This is a genomic window from Neorhizobium tunisiense, from assembly GCF_039631515.1.
In the GTDB taxonomy this organism is placed as follows: Bacteria; Pseudomonadota; Alphaproteobacteria; order Rhizobiales; family Rhizobiaceae; genus Neorhizobium.
The window spans coordinates 1388343-1406777 of record NZ_JBDIUU010000001.1; the positions used below are offsets into that span (position 1 = coordinate 1388343).

The following is an 18435-nucleotide window of genomic DNA, read 5'->3' on the forward strand; positions in this document are numbered from 1 at the left end:
ATGTTTCTGGACAATCCGTCATCCGACACCTCGCTCGCCGACAAGGCGGGCCTTTTCGAGCTGGCGCCCGCCAAGATCAATCTCGCCCTGCACGTGACCGGCCAGCGGGCCGACGGTTATCACCAACTCGAAAGCATCGTGACTTTTGCGGATACGGGCGATCGGTTGTGCTTTAGCGGTGCGGACATCGACGATTTTTCCGTTTCCGGCCGGTTCGCCTCGCTGCTGCCGACCTCTGCCGAGGGCAGGCATGGCAACCTCGTGCTGAAAGCCCGCGACCTCCTGCGCCAGGCGCTGGAGAAAAGAGGCGTTTCAGCGCCGCCGGTTTCCATCCATCTCGAAAAGAACCTGCCGGTCGCAGCCGGTATCGGCGGCGGTTCGGCGGATGCGGCAGCAGCCCTGCGCGGCCTGATGCGCTTCTGGAAGGCCTGCCTGCCGGACGGGGACCTGGCAGCGCTCGGGCTTACCCTCGGTGCCGATGTTCCGATGTGTCTTAAGAGCGAGGCACTGATGGCCAGGGGGATAGGCGAGGAACTGACCGCGCTTCCCGACCTGCCTTCGCTGTCGCTGGTGCTCGGCAATCCGCTGGTCGGAGTCTCTACGCCGGATATCTTCCTCCGTCTGACGCAGAAGGAAAACGCGGCGATCGGCCCGTTCGAAAGCGACTGGATCGGCTTCCTGAAAACTCTCCGGAACGATCTTGAACCGCCGGCGCGCTCGCTGGTGCGCGAGATCGACCAGATTTCCAGCCTGATCGGCGCGGAGGGCACGATGCTGACGCGGATGTCCGGTTCGGGCGCTACCTGTTTCGGGATATTTCCTTCCTTCGAAGCGGCGGAAAAGGCGGTGGAAAACCTTAACGGCCAGAAGCCGGAATGGTATTTTCAGGCGGTGAGAACCGTTGGCCAAGCGCCCGAGAAAACCCAATGAACCGGATCGACGACACCCGTTCCTTCATCCCCGTCGGCATCGCCGTGCTGACCGTTTCCGATACGCGCACGCTTGCCGACGACAAGTCTGGCGACACGCTGGTGGCGCGGATTGCGGAAGCCGGCCATGAGCTGAAGGCGCGCGCGATCGTGCCCGACGACAAGGACCGCATTGCCGGCCGGGTGCGGGAATGGACGCTCGATCCGGATATCGACGTGGTGATCACGACGGGCGGCACGGGTTTTACCGGCCGGGACGTGACGCCTGAAGCGCTCGAACCACTGTTCGAAAAGCGCATGGACGGCTTTTCCGAAGTGTTTCACCGGATTTCCTACGACAAGATCGGCACGTCGACGATCCAGTCGCGGGCAACCGGCGGTGTGGCGAACGCCACCTTCATCTTCGTGCTGCCGGGTTCGCCCGGCGCCTGCAAGGATGCCTGGGATGGCATTCTGAAGGCGCAGCTCGACTACCGCCACATGCCCTGCAATTTCATCGAGATCATGCCGCGGCTCGACGAGCACCTGAAGCGCGGCGGCAAATAGCTGCTACCTGACTGCAGCGGCCACCCAGGCCGGGATCATCTCGCTGGCGAGCTTCGACACTTTCTGGCCGCGCGCAAGGGTTTCCAGGTCCATGCCCGATTTTGCCAGCGCGATCGCCTGCCGCTTCGGCAGCAGCATGCCATATTCCAGCGGCGGCACGGCGCGGCCGATACGCTTGAAGAACGGCCGCCGGTAATTGCGCGCCGGCGCGAACCGGGCCGGCTGCTTGTTCAGCGCGATATATTCCATCACCTCGTCGATCCAGCCCGCCTGCAGCCGGGCACCGGGTTCGACCAGCAACAGCCATTCGCCGCGGGCGCTGCGCAGAATATCCTTGATGTCCCAGTGGCCATGAAAACGGCAGCCGGCCGCGTCGGCGACGCGGGAGGAACCGTCCCGCGAACCGTGATCGAGCACCACGACATCGCTTACGAGCCCCTCCACCGCAGCGGATACGAGCACCGAGAGTGTCTGCGCCAGCTCGGATTCCTGGTCGCGGCATTCCATAATGACAGTCAGCATTCCTGACATGTAACGCATTGCCACAAGGAACGCCACAAATGCCGACCCCAAATTTTGTTCTTGCAATGTTCTCGTTTTGCGGCTAGGAATTTAATCAGCAGGAACGGGGATTTCCCCTTCAGGAGCTACCATGAACGAGCTGCATCAATTGCGGCAGGACGCTTTCGCGCCTGCCCATACGGCCGATATTGCCGATGCGTTGGTCAAGTCCTCCGGTCTTCGGGTGGAGGTCGACCGACGTCGCGGACGCGGCGCAGGTCTCAATCCGAGCGGCCGTTTCGAAGAAGAGCGCCGCGAGGCATTCGACGACGGCTGGCAGACACTGGAGGAACTCGAACCGTTCAGGACCGAGGTGCAGGTGGAAAAGCCGCGCACCGCAATTACCCGCAACGAATCGCCGGACCTGTCCTTCGATCGCTCGATCAATCCCTATCGTGGCTGCGAACATGGCTGCATCTACTGCTTCGCCCGACCGACCCACAGCTTCATGGGCCTTTCCCCGGGCCTTGATTTCGAATCAAAACTGTTCGCCAAGCCGGACGTGCCGAAACTGCTCGAGCGGGAGCTGAGCCGCCCGGACTACAAGGTGCGGGCGATCGCGATCGGCACCAATACCGACCCCTATCAGCCGATCGAGCGGGAATGGCGGATCATGCGGCAGATCCTGGAAGTGCTGCAGAAGGCCAATCATCCGGTCGCGATCGTCACCAAGTCGGCGCTAATCACCCGCGACATCGACATTCTCGCCGACATGGCTTCGAAAGGGCTCGCAAAGGTCGGGATTTCCGTGACCACCCTCGACCGCAAGCTTGCCCGCGCCATGGAGCCGCGCGCCTCGACCCCTCCCAAGCGCCTCACGGCCATCAAGGCGTTGACCGATGCCGGCATTCCGGTAGCGGTCATGGTGGCACCCGTCATTCCGGCGCTCAACGACCACGAGATCGAGCGGATTCTGGACGCCGGCCATGCGGCGGGGGCAACGGAGGCAAGCTACGTGCTCCTGCGCCTGCCGCTGGAGGTGAGCCCCCTCTTCCGCGACTGGCTGCTGCAGAACTATCCGGACCGTTACAGGCACGTGATGTCGCTCGTCCGCTCGATGCGCGGCGGCAAGGATTATGACGCCGAATGGGGCAAGCGGATGAAGGGTGCCGGTCCCTATGCCTGGCAGATCGGCCGCCGCTTCGAGATGGCGACCAAGCGGCTTGGCATGGTGCGGCGTGGCCTGCCGCTGCGCGACGACATTTTCCTCCGCCCCGACGGCGGCGGCATCCAGCTTTCGCTGCTCTGATCTGACCGGCCTCCGGTCCGATTGCGAATCTCAATTTTCGACGCGACCCGCCCTGTCCCCGCGTCGGAAAACACCCCGGTTCCACCGCCGCCCCTCGGTGGATAGCGACGCCGCAATCGCCCGCCGGGGGTTGCAGGAGGTCGGGACGACGTGCGAGGTTGCCGCCATGTTACCTCGTACGTCGCCCGATTCTCCGATGCTTTTCGAAGACGTTCCGCTGGTTCCGGATTTCAGTCTGGAGCTTGTGGCGCGTCAGGCCGGCCACTGGCCGGTCGCGGGCACGGATGAGGCGGGGCGGGGTCCGCTGGCAGGTCCGGTTGTCGCGGCCGCGGTCATCCTCGACCCGGACAATATTCCGGACGGCCTCAACGATTCCAAGCAGCTGACTCTTAATCAGCGGGAGGTTCTGTTCGAGGCGATCATGGCGACGGCGGAAGTTTCGATCGCCGCGTCCGGCCCGCGCCATATCGACGAGCGCAATATCCTCCGCGCCAGCCTCGACGCCATGCGTCGCGCGGTAGCCGGGCTTGCGGTTACGCCGGCCTATGTGCTTGCCGATGGTCGCGACGTGCCACAAGGCCTTTGCTGCCCCGGCAAGGCCGTCATCAAGGGCGATGCCCGCTCCGTCTCGATCGCCGCCGCCTCTATTATCGCCAAGGTCACCCGCGACCGGATGATGACCCGCGCGCACCTGGTCTTCCCGGCTTACGGGTTTGCCAACCACGTGGGGTATGGGACGGCGCAACACCGCGCTGGCATCGAGGCACATGGCCCCTGCTCGCTGCACCGGATGAGCTTTCGGCCGCTCAAGAAGGATGAACTGCCAGAGGCGTAAGCCGGTAGAAATCTACGGCCTGTCCGGCGAAGCCGCTCAGCTCGTCGGTATCGTCTTGAGCATGCTCGGCCGCACGGATACCCGCTCCCACCAGGACATCAGGCCGGAATGCTTGCCCAGCAGGTCGTTTGCGACGGGTGACTTCATGAAATAGTCAATCATTGGCGCCAAATGAAGGTCCGCCAGGCTGATCCCATCCCCGCAGAGCCAGGCAGAGTTCTGCAGGTCGGCAAGGGCCTTCAGGCAAGTCGGCGCCCTTTCGAGCGCAGCAGTGAGGCGAGCGGCATCCGTCTGCCTGCCGTTGGCGGGTTTGGAAACCTGCTCGACATAAATGCCCCACACGAGTGTTGGGTAGACGTAGCTGTCCGCAATGCCAATCATCTGGTTCATGCGCGCTCGAATGCGAGGGGTGTCTGTCTGCAACGCGGGACCATCAAAGGCCTCGTCCACATAACGCGTGATCGCTCCCGTCTCGTAGAGCTTAAAGTCGCCATCTTCAAACGCGGGGATGCGCCCGAAAGGCTGGCGTTCGAGGTATGACGCTGGCGGACCACCTGACGCAAAGACATCGACCGGAACCAGTTCGTGGTCCACACTTTTCTCCAGGAGGACGAGGCGTACCGTCCGCACATAAACGCTGTAGTCCGCGCCGAACAATCGTGGCTTGCGCATGACGCTCTCCGTAGAAATCCTCTATGTCCCAAAAACAAAAAAGGCCGGGTTTTCGCCCGGCCTTCTGGAAGTCTTATGTGATTGAAATCAGTTCAATCGCGACTGCACCTTGCCGACGGCGTCCTTAAAGAGCGTGTCCTGGGTGGAAGCGTCGGCCTTGCGGGCGATGACGCTCTGAGCGGCGGCGATGGCGAGGTCGACGGCGGCGGCGCGGACGGCGCCGATCGCTTCGGCTTCCGCCTGTTTGATCTTCTGCTCGGACAGCGCGTTGCGGCGGGTGACGAATTCGTCGGTCTTCTGGCGAGCTTCCTCGGTCAGGCTTGCTGCTTCACGCTCGGCGACGGCCACGATCTGGGCGGCTTCCGCTTCGGCTTCCTTGCGCTTGCGCTGATATTCGGCGAGCAGGGTCTGAGCTTCCTCGCGCAGACGCTTGGCTTCGTCGAGTTCCTTGCTGATGTTGGCGGCGCGCTCGTCGAGCGACTTCGCCAACATGCCCGGGACTTTAAGATATACGACCAGCGCCAGGAAGAGAACGAGACCTACGAGGGCGAAAAATGTTGCATCGAATGCCATCGGATCAGGCCTCCGTCTTCGCGGCTGCGACGGCAGCCTTGATGTCGTCGCCGCTTGCCTTGGCGCCGATCAGCTGATCGACGATGGCAGAAGCGGTGTCTTCGGCGATCTGGCCAACTTCGGCAAAGGCCTTCGCCTTGATTTCGCCGATGCGGATTTCGGCAGCAGAGAGCTTGTCGGCAAGTTCGGCCTCGATCGCGGTGCGGTCGGCGGCGGCCTTGGTCTTGGCGGCCTCGCGAGCGGTTTCGGCGATCTTGTGGCCCTTGGAACGGGCGGCGGCCAGTTCCTTTTCATAGGTCTCGACAGCGGCGTCCGCTTCCGCCTTGAGACGGGCGGCTTCGTCGAGGTCCTGGGCGATCCGGTCGTGACGGTGTTCGAGAATGCCGCCGACGCGCGGAACGATGACCTTCTTCATCAAGAGATAGAAGAGGCCGAAGGTGATGACGAGCCAAAGCAACTGCGACGAAAAATGAGTCGAGTCGAACGGCGGGAAAACGCCGCCACCATGGGCAGCGCCGGTTTCGGTATGCGCTTCGCCAGCAGGCGCGGCATGCGGATCAGTAGCGGCCGGCGCGGTTTGCGCATATGCCGAGGTCACGAACATCATCACCTCCAGGTGTATTCCAAATGCGAAGGATCACGGCACGCCTTCTGCAAGCGGCCGCGATCCGAATTTCCTGGACAGATCTTAGACTGCGTACAGGAGCAGGAGAGCGATGAGCAGCGAGAAGATGCCCAGAGCTTCCGTAACGGCGAAGCCGAATACCAGACGGCCGAACTGGCTGTCAGCGGCGGACGGGTTGCGCAGAGCGCCCGACAGGTAGCTGCCGAAGATGTTGCCAAGGCCAAGAGCCGTGCCGGCCATGCCAAAGCAAGCCAGGCCTGCACCGATGAACTTTGCTGCTTCCGCTTCCATGAGAAACTCCTTCGAAATGGTTGTTGCGGCTGATGACTGACGCCTCAGGACGCCAATGTCGGTTATCCTTAGTGCCCGCCGGGATGGATCGCGTCGTTGAGGTACATGCAAGTCAGCACCGCGAAGACGTAAGCCTGGAGGAAGGCGACGAGGAATTCGAGACCGGTCAGGGCGACCGTCATGATGAGAGGCAGGACTGCGCCGCCGACACCCAGAGCGCCCATGGTTCCGAGCGAGGCGACGAAGCCTGCGAACACTTTGAGCGTGATATGGCCAGCCAGCATGTTGGCGAAAAGACGGATGGAAAGCGAAATCGGCCGGGACAGGAACGAGATCAGCTCGATCGGAACCACCAGGAACAGCAGCAGGAAAGGCACGCCCGAGGGTACGAAGAGCTTCAGGAAGTGCAGGCCGTGCTTATAGAAACCGTAGACGAGGACCGTACCGATGACGAGGATCGCCAGCGCGAAGGTGACGATGATCTGGCTGGTGATCGTGTAGAAATACGGGAACATGCCAAGCAGGTTGGCGGTCAGCACGAACATGAACAGAGAGAAGACCAGCGGGAAGAATTTCATGCCGCTGCTGCCGGCGCCTTCGCGCAGCATTCCGGCGATGAATTCGTAGGACATTTCCGCGACCGACTGCGCCCGGCCGGGGATAAGGCCGCGCTGCGAAGTGGAGAAATACAGGAAGCCGGCGGCGCAGGCGACGGTTGCCACCATGAAAAGAGACGCATTGGTAAAGGAGAAATCGATGCCGCCGATCTCGATCGGTACGATCTTGCTGATCTGGAACTGATGGATCGGATCGTTTGCCACCGTCTACCTCTTGTCCTTAGCCGCGCCAGGTCGGCTCAATTGCATTTCCGGAAACCGTGCCTGTCACTGGCCGCCGCTTCCCTCGTCATCCTTGCCGCTTTGCTGGTTCGTGGTCGGCGGCGGAGCCACCATTCCCACGGAGCGAAGCACATTCAGCACACCGGCACAGAACCCGAGGAGGAGAAGAACAATCATCCCCCACGGCGTAGTGCCGGCAAAACGGTCGAGCAAAAAGCCCAGAATAGCCCCGACCGCGACTGCGGAGATGAACTCGGAGGAGAGCTTCAAGCCCAAGGCCATGCCTTTTCGGCTTTCCTCGGATTGCGCGTCCCTCTTCGCCTCTGCCGCGTCGTCAGCCTTCCTGTCCGCAAGTTTCGCGGACAAGCGCTTCCGGCGCTCTTCCAGACCATCGTCGCGGTGATCCGTCATGTGCGTCCTCCCCTATTTCTGCTCCCGGCACAACCGGTTTTATGCTTTCCAACCGCAAAAAACTGCAGTTAGCAGGGGATTTCGCGCCGTCCGGCCCGTTTTCAAGTCGCGCGCAACATAGTTTTGCCCGCCTCTATAGTCAAGGCATCCAAGACTCTTCATTCTAGGTAAATTAACCAAGCAAATTCAATCGCTTAAAACGAACACAACCGAAGCCGGGTAAAACTGCCGCGGGAATCTCCGCCTGTGGCAGTGACAGAAAGCGGCTCAGCTCCAGCCGCCGCCATAGGTGCGGTAGAAGACGTGCAGGCCGATGCGGCCGACCTTCTTCATCGTGCGCGCCCAGTCAGGACGAACATAGACGGCATGATAATGCGTGGCGGAACCGACTTCCGGAAGCCAGATCTTGCCGGCGGTCACCGCCATCGCCACTTCTCGCGCCATCGTCCAGTGATATTCCGAGCGAATGCGGTCCTTGATATTGTCGCAGGCAAAGGAGAATTGGCAGCGGTTGCGCCAATCCTCGTTCTGGTAAACGACGTCGCAGATCGTCTTCGGATAGGCCGGATTGCGCACCCGGTTGAGGATGACCTGGGCGACGGCGGCCTGGCCGCGAGCGGATTCGCCGCGTGACTCGAAATAGATACCGGATGCGAGGCATTGCTGCTGCTTGGCCGAGAAGGAATCGGGCGGCAGCGGGGTTGCGGCCCAGGCGTGGTCATCGGCGCTGATCGGCGGGATGAACCGGCCGGGCTGTTTCTTTTCCGTCAGAATGGCGTCGAACGGCGACTGTTTGGCGAAATCGGGTTCCGACGGCGCATAGGCGGCCGCCAGCACATCGGCAGTCGGATTATTGATGAGGCTGGCGATCATCGGCATGAGTTCGTCCTCTGCCCGCCTCGGTTCATCCTTGCGGAAATAGAAGGACGCGAGCTCTACCGGAGCGTCATTCTTGCCGGCCTTCAAGAAGGCTGTCATCGCATCTTTCTCTTCGATGGGCGAAGTGAGCGCACTCGAACGCTGCAGCACGGAACCGGCAGAAAAAGCTTTGGGCGGCTGCATGGGTTCGACGGTGACAATGCGGCCCTTCTTGGCGGCGCGGTTGACGCGGTCTTCGTCGGGGCGCGGATCGGAGGATTTTTTCTCGTCGACAAGTGCGATCTTGCGGCCGTCGGGAAGTTCGAGGCCGGCATTGCCGGAAACCGCGTTCTTGAGGCCGGGAAATGCAAGCGAGGCCTGATGGATCGAGCCCGCCGGCGAATCGGTCAGCACCATGCGCCATTGTTCGGCGCTGTCAAAACCGGTCAGAAGGTCGGCGAGATCGCCATGGGCGGGGGCGGAGGGGAAGACCAGCCAGCTGGCAAGGCCGAAGACGGCCGGAGAAGCCCATCCATTCAGTCCGGATGAGGACTTGCGACGCAAAACACTCTTCGAACGCAAAACCTTAAACTCCACAGGGCAACAAGAACCCGATGAAGATCAATCATTAACCTTGATGAGCGGTTAACGCCGGCTGCCGAAAACGCCCGGCAGCCGGCCTGAATTAGCACATTCACATCAATGTCAGCGAAGGGCACGCCAATGGCCTGCCTCAGATGATGACATGCGAGCCGAGTTCGACGACGCGGTTGGCCGGCAGGTGGAAGTAGTCGGACGGGTCGGTCGCGGTGTTTGCCATGGCGATGAACAGCCGGTCCTGCCACATGGGCATGCCGGACGCGGCATCCGGGACCAGCTTGCGGCGGCCGAGATAGAAGGAGGTCGACATGATGTCGAACTTGAAGCCCGTCTTGCGCAGATAGGCGAGCGCCTGCGAGACATTGTGCGACTGCATGAAGCCGAAACGCAGTTCGATCAGCGTGAAACGCTCCGAGACCTTCTCGATCTTGAACCGCTCCTCGAGCGACACGCGCGGCTTGTTGACCGTGATGATGGTCAGCACGACATTCTTTTCGTGCAGGACGTGGTTGTGCTTGATGTTGTGCAGCAGCGCCGCGGGCGCGGTTTCCGGATCGCTGGTCAGGAAGATCGCGACGCCGGGCACGGAGACCGGCGCATGATCGCTCTTCTTCTCGACCATCGGAATGAAGGTTTCGAGCGGCACGTCGATGCGGCGGGTCTTTTCGAACAGGATCGCGGTACCGCGCTTCCAGGTCCACATGACGATGGTGAAGATGATCGCCATCATGACCGGGACCCAGCCGCCGTCGTGGACCTTCAAGAGGTTGGCGCCGAGGAAGACCAGTTCCAGGGCAAGCAGCGGGGCCAGAATGCAGATCGCGAAAGTCTGCGGCCATTTCCACTTCACCCGCACGAACTCGAACGCCATCAGCGTGGTGACCACCATGGCGCCGGTCACCGAGATACCATAGGCGGTGGCGAGCGATTCCGAGCTTTCGAAACCTAGAACCAGCGCGATGACGCCGACCAGAAGCAGGGTGTTGACCGACGGCAGGAAGATCTGCCCGGTATTGGTCTCGGAGGTGAACTGGATCTGCATGCGCGGCAGGTAGCCGAGATGGATCCCCTGGCGGACCAGCGAGAAGGCGCCGGTGATCACCGCCTGGCTGGCGATGATGGTGGCTGCGGTCGCGAGAATGACGACCGGCAGCAGCGCCCATTGCGGGAACATCAGGTAGAACGGATCGGACATCGCCTCCGGATGCTTCAGCACCAGAGCGCCCTGCCCCAGATAGTTCAACGTCAGCGCCGGGAAGACGAGCGTGAACCAGGCCCACTGGATCGGCCGGCGACCGAAATGGCCGAGGTCCGCGTAAAGTGCCTCGGCACCGGTGACCGTCAGGAAGACGGCGCCGAGAACGACGATGCCGGTGAAGCTCTCGTTCAGCATGAATTCAACCGCATATATCGGATTGAAGGACGCCAGGATGCTGTAGTCGTCCGATATATGGGCGACGCCGCCGGCGCCCATGACGATGAACCAGACGGCGGTGATCGGCCCGAAGAAGCGCGATACAAGGCCGGTCCCCTTCGACTGGATGGCGAAAAGGCCAATCAGGATGCCGACGGAAATCGGTACCACGGCGCTGCTCATCGACGGCGCGACCAGCTTCAGACCCTCGACCGCGGACAGGACCGACAGCGCCGGAGTGATCATCGCGTCGCCAAGGAAAAGCGCGGCCCCAATGAGGCCGAGCAGCATCAACATTGCCCTATGGCCATTGGCGGTCTTGGTCAGAAGCGCAAGGAGCGAGAGCGTGCCGCCTTCGCCGTCGTTGTCGGCGCGCAGCAGGAAAAGTACATATTTGAACGTGACGATGATCGTCAGCGTCCAGATCATCAGCGAAATGAGACCGATGATCTCGAGTTCCGTGACGCCGTCGTGGGCGATCGGCTTCAGAGCCTCGCGGAATGCATAGAGCGGGCTCGTACCGATGTCGCCGTAGACGACGCCGACGGAGCCGAGTGCGAGCGCAAAAAGGCCTTGGACCTTCGTTTTCTCGGCGTCGCGAGTTTCAGCGGGGTGACCCATGGGGATGTCCGGCTTAAAGCCAGCCTTTCCAGCGAAAGAAGAAAAAGGGGATGATGGCGGACAGGAGCATCGCGAAGATCGCGAGAGGATATCCGAGATGCCAGTCGAGTTCCGGCATGAACTGAAAGTTCATGCCGTAGATTGAGGCAACGAGTGTCGGAGGCAGGAATACGACCGACGCGATGGAGAATATCTTGATGATGGCGTTCTGCTCGACATTGATCAGCCCGAGCGAGGCATCCAGCAAAAAGGCGATGTTGCCGGCGATGTAAGAGGCATGTTCCGAAAGTGAATCGACATCCCGCGCAACGGTGCGGCAGAGGTTGTCGTCGCTCTTGTCCTGGCTGATCAATGGCACGTTCATCAGAAAGGTCAACAGCCTGGCGAGCGAACCCAGGCTGTCGCGCACCTTGCTGATCAGCCGGTGGTATTCGGCGATATCGGCGAGCTTGCGTTCCAGGAACTGCGGCGGGCGGCGCTTGCCGCGGTCGCGGAAGATTTCCGTCGACAGGGCATCAACGTGATCGACCGTCTGCTCAAGAATTTCGGCCGTGCGATCGGCGATGGTTTCCAGAAGTTTTGCAAGCAAAGTGGCACCATCGCGCCCCGGTTCCGGCAGACGGCTCAAGCTGGCGATGAACAGCTGGAAGCTCTTCGGCTCGGCATAGCGCACAGTGACCAGCCGGCTGCCGGAGAGGATGAAGGCGACGTCGGTGAGCTGCGGATCCTTGCCATCGGCGCGCCAGACGAGCGACGCGGTCATGAAAACCGAGCCCTTCTCTACATAAAGCCGGCTCGAAGGTTCGATGTCCTTCAGGTCGTCCCGGGTCGGAACCTGAATTCCGAGGAGACCTTCGACATAGGCGTCCTCCTGCGGAGTCGGTTCGACCAGATCGATCCAGACGATGTCGTCGGCAAGCTGTCGCAACGCGTCGGCCGGCGCAAGCGTCTTCATCGAGCCAGTGGCGCTATAGGCATTGATCAATCGTGGTCTCCGGCCGAAAGTCGTCGGCCCTGAACGAGAAGCGGGCTTGCCGGCCCCTGGTTTAGGGACCGCCAGCCGGCCACCAGCGGGACGGGCCTATAGAGACAGCCATAGTCAAAATCAAGAGCCGTATAAACCTCCTAGTCGGCGCCGCAACATGACTGCCGCGCCGAATATGTTCAAGGGAGCCTCCGCGACAAGGCGATTCGCGGCCTACATCAAAGCCTTGGCCAGGAGCCGCCGCCAAAGTGCCTGCCCATCGGCGCGAGGGAGGTATTCCAAAATGTCGAGGAACATATATGCGAATTTTTATTCGAAAACGATTGCAGGCGCCGGTCTGGGAGTAAGTCCACCGAGCTCGGCCCAGACCCTGGCGGCAATCTCACGGTAGATCTTCGCCGAGGCTCCTTCCGGATCGGAGGCGACGACGGGGGTGCCCGCATCGGAACGCTCGCGGATGTCGATCGTCAACGGAACCTCGCCCAGGAACGGCACGCCGATCCGCTCCGCCTCGCTTCTCGCGCCGCCATGCCCGAAGATGTCGTAGCGCTTGCCGGTATCGGGAGCGAGGAAATAGCTCATATTCTCGACGATGCCGAGCAGCGGCACCTCGACCTTTCGGAACATGGCGATCCCCTTGCGCGCATCGAGAAGCGCCAGGTCCTGTGGCGTAGAAACGATCACTGCGCCGGCCAGCGGCACCTGCTGGGCCATGGTGAGCTGAACATCGCCGGTGCCCGGCGGCATGTCGACGACGAGCACGTCGAGGTCTCCCCAGGCGACTTCGCGCAGCATCTGCAGGAGCGCCGACTGGACCATCGGCCCACGCCAGATCATCGCCGTCTCCTCATCAACGAGGAAGCCCATCGACATGGCCTTCAGGCCGTAGTTCTCCATCGGCTTGATGATGCGGTTTTCGATCTGCTGCGGGCGGCCGGTGATCTTCAGGAGACGCGGCACGGAAGGCCCGTAGATATCGGCATCGAGAATGCCGACCCGCAGGCCGTTCGCCTGAAGCCCGAGGGCGAGATTGACCGCCGTCGTCGACTTGCCGACGCCGCCCTTGCCGGACGCCACTGCGATGATGGCGCCGACACCCGGGACACCCGGCTTCTCTCGCTGCTGCGGCTGGGTTGGCTGCTGGCCTTGGGGCGGATGGCTATGGCCGTGATCATGGGCGTGCCCATGCGAATGCGAATGGACAGCCGGAGCGGCGGGCTGCGGACGCGGCGGCGGAGCGGAGCCCGCCTTGCGGTCCGCCGTCAGCGTCACCAGCGCGCCCTTGACGCCCGGCATTGCCTTGACGGTGCGTTCCGCAGCCACCCGCAACGGCTCCAGCTCGGTCGCCCGCGCTGCCGGGACTGTGATCGAGAAATAGACCTTGTTGTCGGAGATGAAGACGTCCGAGACCATGCCGCGCGAGACGATATCGCCTTCGAGGTCCGGCCCGCGCACCTTCGCCAGAACCGCCAGAACTTCCTCTTTGGTCACGTCGGCCATGATGTCAAAACTCCCAAATGCCTGATGCGACACAATTCCCTCGAAACGGGATGCCGCGTTCGCAGATATATAGGAGTTCGGCATTGCCGGGAGCAAGCAAGATAAACCGCCGTTCGATCGGCAGCCATATGGCGCACTGATCGAACGGCAGCTTTTCTTGTCACGCCTCTTGGGGCGCTTGCAGTCCCCTCTGGACCTGCCCCTACAGAAGCACGAAACATGCCAGACGGGAAGATACTTCCTATTGATGAGCCTTTTCAACCACTTCCGGCCAAGGGCCCTGCTGCGGCGCAGCATCCCCTGACAGACAGCATATTTTGCACCGGTCAATGCTTGAGCAGTGGGCAAAATTTTGTGCACTGCAACACTCGATTTGGTTACTTGATCAAACCGATTCTGAGCGCCTTGGCGACTGCCTGTGTGCGGTTGACCGTGTCCAGCTTCTTGGCTGCACGATTGAGGTAATGATTGACCGTATGTTCGGAGAGGCCGAGGATTTCGGCGATCTCCGCGCTGGTCTTGCCGGCGGCCGTCCAGTTGAGGCAGTCGATCTCACGGTCGGTCAGCACGTCCGTGGTGCGCACATCGAGGTTGCGGATTTCCGCCAGGCGCTCGAAGACGTGGATGGAGATGTACATCAGCTCCATCATCTGCTGGTGGCTGAACAGCAGGCCATCGCCTGCAAAAGAAACGGCACCGCGGCTGCCGGACATGTCATGGACGGGGAAATAAGCACCACGGACGAGGCCGAACCTCCCGAACATGCCGCGGATGGCCGGTCCCTGCCGCTCGGGCGGCACCGTATCGAGATCGAAGGTGAACGGGATCGTAGAGACGCGCAGCCGCCGAAGCACGGGGCTGGTCTGCATCATGCCTTCGCGGTCGAAAAGAGACATCAGTTCCGCAGGCCAGTTGGTGATTACCGTGTTGTTCGATAATTCGAGGGACGTGGCGTGAGGCAGGTTCAGGACCATGAAGGCGCGGCAGCCGTAGTGTTCCGCTGTCCGCTTCATGAACCGGAACACGTCAAACTGTGTTTTGAGATCAGCAATTTCTCCAACACTTCCGCCAAAGACACGAGGTTCTTCTGCTTTCCCGGTATTGGCCATCATCTGCTTCTCTGCCCGCCGGGTCGCGTCGAGCGATTCCTGGTATTTCCCATGCATCCGCCCAATCCGGTCCTTTATATTCGCGTTACCCGCCTCCGACGCCTGGAACGGAAAAAGCTCTCCGGATTTGCCCGGATAGTTCCCGCCGAACGTGCTTGCGTGGTGGAGGCTACTATTTCAGATTTTAATTAGATGCTAAATTTGTGGCTATTATCAATTCCGAGTAAATGGTGACGTCAATTATCAACTTCGGACAATGATGACATCTACTCGGATTTGCGAACCTTTGCATGCCTCCAGTCGTTTGTCAGGAGATAATTGTTGGGGATCAAATCACCTATGCCGGGAGTTTGCCGACTCTCGCCTGTCGATGATACTAATCCATCCCCTCGGTATGCAATTGGAGATTTCAAGTGGCGACCACACACGCTTTCGAAGGCCGTGTCCTTTCTTCCTCCCTCTGCGAACTCGGAGAAGGCCCCTCCTTCGAGTCGGAGACGGAAACGCTCTGGTGGTTCGATATTCTCGGCAAGGGATTGCACGAATTGCATCTGCCGACCGGGCGGGAGATCGTGCATGCGTTGCCGGTGATGGGCAGCGCGCTTGCCTCGATCGACGCCGCCCGACAGCTGATCGCGAGCGACAAGGGGATCTTCATCCGTGACCGCGCGACCGGCGGACTATCCCTCTATCGCGAACTGGAGCCGGAAAAGCCAGGCAACCGCTCGAACGACGGAAGGGTACATCCGTCCGGCAGCCTCTGGATCGGAACGATGGGAAGGAAGGCCGAGGACGGCGCCGGCGCTATCTATCATGTCCGCCAGGGCGAGGTGACAACGCTGTTCGACCGCATCAGCATACCCAACTCGATCTGCTTCTCGCCCGACGGTGCGATCGGTTATTACACAGACACCCGCGTTAACCGGTTGATGCGTGTGTCCCTCGACCCGGCGACAGGCCTGCCAAACGGCGAAGCTGAGCTCCTGATCGACGAGAACGGCAGGCCGGGCGGCATCGACGGGTCGATCTGCGCCAGCGACGGAACGATCTGGAACGCCCGCTGGGGCGAGGGTGCCATCGACCATTATTCGGCTGACGGGCGGCATCTGTCGCGTCACCTGCTGCCAGCGAAACGCACCACCTGCCCCGCCTTCATCGGCAAGGACCGGCTGGCCGTGACTTCGGCCCGGGAGGGACTGGACGAGGCCGCTCTCACTGCCGATCCCCTCGCCGGTTCGCTGTTCGAAATCGCTGTTTCCATCCAATGCGATCCGGAGCCCGCCTATCGCCTCTGAAAAACGCAAAGGCGTGCCAAACTAACAAAACACAAAAAAGTTCCAGGTCAAACGCCTAAAATTTCAGCAATCATGCCCGGAACCAATCGGTCTTCATAACATTTTCCTCTCGAATCAGCGCGGTCGGAGAGCTCCATCAAGGAGCGGCCGCGTGTTCACAGATAAATTTGAGCAGAGGAAGGTAGGTTCGTTATGAAGAAGACCCTTAGCACGATGGCAGCCGTTGTTCTTTTGGCGTCCACCGCCATTGCACCGGCATTTGCCCAGACCCAGCCGGCGGCGCCGGCCTCCCCGGCTCCGGCAGCCCCCGCCGCCCCGATGGCTCCGGCTGCGAAACCGGCTGACAGCGCCGCAACGCCGGCTCCGAAAACCGGCACCGCCACCGCAGCTGCTTCCGGCGGTTACCTGACTGAACAGGCTGAAAACCAGATCAGCGCCAACGACTATATTGGCAAGTCGGTCTATAACGCAGAAAACAAGAGCATCGGTGACGTCAACGACCTCATTCTGGAAGAAAACGGCGGCATCGTTGCAGCTGTGATCGGTGTCGGCGGCTTCCTCGGCATCGGCGAAAAGGAAGTCGGGCTGCCGATGGACAAGATCACCATGACGCGTGATGTGAACAACAATAACGAGGTGCGCCTGACCACGACGGAAACGGCAGAAGCCCTTCAGGCTGCTCCGGAATTCAAGACCTTGGCAGACAAGCAGGCGGAAACCGACCGGACGACCACGTCCTCCACCGGCACCTCGATGCCTGCAGGCGGCGCCACTAACCCGTCGACGACACCGGCTGCCCCGAGCAAATAAGCGCTCGACCAGTCAGATCCGGAACGGGTGACACGTCGTCACCACGAAACGGGGCGGTACCGCGGGTGCCGCCCCTTTTTGCGTTGAGAAGAAGATACATCTGAAAGGCCGAAGCGCTTCACATCATGGAAGCGGTCCGCGGCTTCCGGCAGCCTTCCACGCCCGCGCGTGCGCGTCGAAGGTATCGATGCTCTGGAAACCCACTATGGCGGCCGCGACCAACCTTTGGCGCTGGCGAACGAGGCTCGCAACGCCCGGGGAGCGCTTCAAGCCCGTTCGATGGTCATGAAGTCGCGGTAGTGTTCCTGGAGGTAACGCAGGGTGACAGCGCTGTCAGCCGGCCTGCCATAATAATAGCCCTGTCCCATCGCGCAGCCGAGCTCGTTAAGCTTGTCCGCATCGGCCTTTTCCTCGATGCCTTCCGCTACCACGGCCAGATTCAGCCCGTCGCACATGGCGATGATCGCCTTGACGATGTGTTCCGACGCGCGGTCCGTGGTGATGCGCGAGACGAAGGCACGGTCGATCTTCACCTTATCGAAGGTGAAGTCACGCAGGCGCCCCAGGCTCGACTGGCCCGTGCCGAAATCGTCGAGCGAGATTCGCACGCCCTGCTGACGGAGATCGGTAATGATGCGCTGCGCCGTATCGGCCGAGGTCATCACCGCCGTTTCGGTAATTTCCAGCTCCAGCCGATGGGGATCAAGGCCAACGCGTGCCAGGGTCGCGAGGATAGTCTCGGTTGTGCCGGGGTCCATCAGCTGCGCTGAAGAGAGGTTAAAGGAGAGGAAAAGCTCGCGCGGCCAGGAGAGTGCGGCCTCCGCAGCCTTGTGCAGTAACGTTTCAGAAAGCGCGTCAATAAAACCGCGCTCCTCGGCAAGGGGCACAAAAACCGCGGGCGAGACGAAGCCGAGATCGGCATCGATCCAGCGCGCGAGCGCCTCGAAACCGACCACTCCGCCATCGCTGATGCGCACGATCGGCTGAAAGTGGACATCCACGGCATCGGCGATGATGGCGTTGCGAAGCGCCTGCTCCAGCTGTGTCGCCCGCTTCATCTCCTGGGCGATCTCGCGGGAGTAGACGGTGATCTGTCCGCGGCCGCGGCGTTTCGAGCGGTAGAGCGCGGTTTCGGCGCTTTTCAGCAGCTCCTCGAAATCCTCGCCGGCGAAGGGATAGATCGCAAAGCCGAAGGAGGCGGACAGGCGGACGTTGCGGTCGCCAAGATCGTAGGGGGCGGACAGGACGTCCTTGATCATCTGGCCGATACGTTCGGCGCCGATGCGCTCGAAGACCAGAGGCAGGATGAAGGCAAACTCGTCACCGTCGTGGCGGGTAACGGTCGCGCCGTCCGGAATGCAGGCTTTCAGGCGATGAGCGACCTGGCAGAGGATTTCGTCGCCCGCTTCGGCACCGAACAGATCGTTGATCGGCTTGAAACCGTCGAGATTGGCAATGCAGATGGTAAAGGGCGCGGGATCCTGGGCTCGCTCGGCGGCCAGCAGGCGCACCTTGTCGCGCAGGCGGTATCGATTTCCAAGACCCGTCAGGGCGTCACTGTAGGCCATCGCCTGCAGTTCATTCTGGCTGACCTGCGGCAATGGGTTTCCCGCCGACTTCATGAATAATCCCGTTGCGCTTCACAGACCGGCGCAGGATGCGGGAAAAAGATTAAAAAATCATGGCCCTGGCTTAACTTACATGAACAGATT

At 61.3% G+C, this 18435-nt stretch carries 19 protein-coding genes; 6 read left to right on the forward strand and 13 right to left on the reverse strand.

What is annotated here, in order from left to right; all coding sequences use genetic code 11:
- Window positions 1-930, forward strand: a complete 930-nt coding sequence (locus tag ABCW43_RS07375; protein WP_345922784.1) for a 4-(cytidine 5'-diphospho)-2-C-methyl-D-erythritol kinase — start codon at window positions 1-3, stop codon at window positions 928-930.
- Window positions 927-1475: a molybdenum cofactor biosynthesis protein B gene (moaB, locus tag ABCW43_RS07380; protein WP_345922785.1), complete on the forward strand. Its 549-nt coding sequence runs from the start codon at window positions 927-929 to the stop codon at window positions 1473-1475. Before ABCW43_RS07375 ends, moaB begins: the two co-directional genes overlap by 4 nt.
- 3 nt (window positions 1476-1478) lie before the next feature.
- On the opposite strand, the gene ABCW43_RS07385 is transcribed toward moaB, so the two are convergent.
- A complete protein-coding gene (locus ABCW43_RS07385; RefSeq protein ID WP_345922786.1) occupies window positions 1479-1997 on the reverse strand; it encodes a glycosyltransferase family 2 protein in 519 nt (172 codons plus the stop codon).
- Between the two features lie 130 nt (window positions 1998-2127).
- Between ABCW43_RS07385 and ABCW43_RS07390 the strand changes: the two genes are divergently transcribed.
- Window positions 2128-3285 carry a PA0069 family radical SAM protein gene (locus tag ABCW43_RS07390; protein WP_345922787.1) on the forward strand — a complete coding sequence of 386 codons (1158 nt, stop codon included), beginning with the start codon at window positions 2128-2130 and terminating at the stop codon, window positions 3283-3285.
- Between the two features lie 166 nt (window positions 3286-3451).
- Window positions 3452-4120 carry a ribonuclease HII gene (rnhB, locus tag ABCW43_RS07395; RefSeq protein ID WP_345922788.1) on the forward strand — a complete coding sequence of 223 codons (669 nt, stop codon included), beginning with the start codon at window positions 3452-3454 and terminating at the stop codon, window positions 4118-4120.
- Window positions 4121-4156: 36 nt separating this feature from the next.
- Here the strand turns inward: rnhB and ABCW43_RS07400 are convergent, their stop codons facing one another.
- From ABCW43_RS07400 to ABCW43_RS07450, 11 genes are all read right to left on the reverse strand, one after another.
- Window positions 4157-4792, reverse strand: coding sequence for a glutathione S-transferase family protein (locus tag ABCW43_RS07400; protein WP_345922789.1), 636 nt, complete (start codon window positions 4790-4792; stop codon window positions 4157-4159).
- Window positions 4793-4879: 87 nt separating this feature from the next.
- Window positions 4880-5365 (reverse strand): F0F1 ATP synthase subunit B, encoded by a 486-nt coding sequence (locus ABCW43_RS07405; RefSeq protein WP_345922790.1) that lies wholly within the window; start codon window positions 5363-5365, stop codon window positions 4880-4882.
- Window positions 5366-5369: 4 nt separating this feature from the next.
- On the reverse strand, window positions 5370-5969 hold the full coding sequence (locus ABCW43_RS07410; protein WP_345923400.1) for a F0F1 ATP synthase subunit B: 600 nt from the start codon (window positions 5967-5969) through the stop codon (window positions 5370-5372).
- Window positions 5970-6053: 84 nt separating this feature from the next.
- On the reverse strand, window positions 6054-6281 hold the full coding sequence (locus ABCW43_RS07415; protein WP_007774919.1) for a F0F1 ATP synthase subunit C: 228 nt from the start codon (window positions 6279-6281) through the stop codon (window positions 6054-6056).
- Window positions 6282-6349: 68 nt separating this feature from the next.
- Complete coding sequence (locus ABCW43_RS07420; protein ID WP_210010838.1) at window positions 6350-7102, reverse strand: F0F1 ATP synthase subunit A; 753 nt, start codon at window positions 7100-7102, stop codon at window positions 6350-6352.
- A 63-nt stretch (window positions 7103-7165) separates the two neighbouring features.
- Window positions 7166-7531, reverse strand: coding sequence for an AtpZ/AtpI family protein (locus ABCW43_RS07425; RefSeq protein ID WP_345922791.1), 366 nt, complete (start codon window positions 7529-7531; stop codon window positions 7166-7168).
- 267 nt (window positions 7532-7798) lie between these two features.
- The gene (locus ABCW43_RS07430; protein ID WP_345922792.1) at window positions 7799-8953 is read right to left on the reverse strand and encodes a cell wall hydrolase; all 1155 of its coding nucleotides are present in this window, start codon (window positions 8951-8953) and stop codon (window positions 7799-7801) included.
- A gap of 169 nt (window positions 8954-9122) precedes the next feature.
- Window positions 9123-11024, reverse strand: a complete 1902-nt coding sequence (locus tag ABCW43_RS07435; RefSeq protein WP_345922793.1) for a potassium transporter Kup — start codon at window positions 11022-11024, stop codon at window positions 9123-9125.
- Window positions 11025-11037: 13 nt separating this feature from the next.
- Window positions 11038-12009 (reverse strand): magnesium transporter CorA family protein, encoded by a 972-nt coding sequence (locus ABCW43_RS07440; RefSeq protein ID WP_445738905.1) that lies wholly within the window; start codon window positions 12007-12009, stop codon window positions 11038-11040.
- A gap of 309 nt (window positions 12010-12318) precedes the next feature.
- The gene (gene apbC, locus ABCW43_RS07445; RefSeq protein ID WP_345922794.1) at window positions 12319-13509 is read right to left on the reverse strand and encodes an iron-sulfur cluster carrier protein ApbC; all 1191 of its coding nucleotides are present in this window, start codon (window positions 13507-13509) and stop codon (window positions 12319-12321) included.
- 377 nt (window positions 13510-13886) lie between these two features.
- A complete protein-coding gene (locus ABCW43_RS07450; RefSeq protein WP_345923404.1) occupies window positions 13887-14618 on the reverse strand; it encodes a helix-turn-helix transcriptional regulator in 732 nt (243 codons plus the stop codon).
- 413 nt (window positions 14619-15031) lie between these two features.
- Here ABCW43_RS07450 and ABCW43_RS07455 point away from each other — a divergent pair, with 413 nt between their 5' ends.
- Window positions 15032-15913 (forward strand): SMP-30/gluconolactonase/LRE family protein, encoded by an 882-nt coding sequence (locus ABCW43_RS07455; protein WP_345922795.1) that lies wholly within the window; start codon window positions 15032-15034, stop codon window positions 15911-15913.
- 192 nt (window positions 15914-16105) lie between these two features.
- Window positions 16106-16723: a PRC-barrel domain-containing protein gene (locus tag ABCW43_RS07460; RefSeq protein WP_345922796.1), complete on the forward strand. Its 618-nt coding sequence runs from the start codon at window positions 16106-16108 to the stop codon at window positions 16721-16723.
- A gap of 266 nt (window positions 16724-16989) precedes the next feature.
- Here ABCW43_RS07460 and ABCW43_RS07465 read toward each other — a convergent pair whose 3' ends face one another.
- Window positions 16990-18345 (reverse strand): putative bifunctional diguanylate cyclase/phosphodiesterase, encoded by a 1356-nt coding sequence (locus ABCW43_RS07465; protein ID WP_046630982.1) that lies wholly within the window; start codon window positions 18343-18345, stop codon window positions 16990-16992.
- Between the last annotated feature and the right edge of the window lie 90 nt (window positions 18346-18435).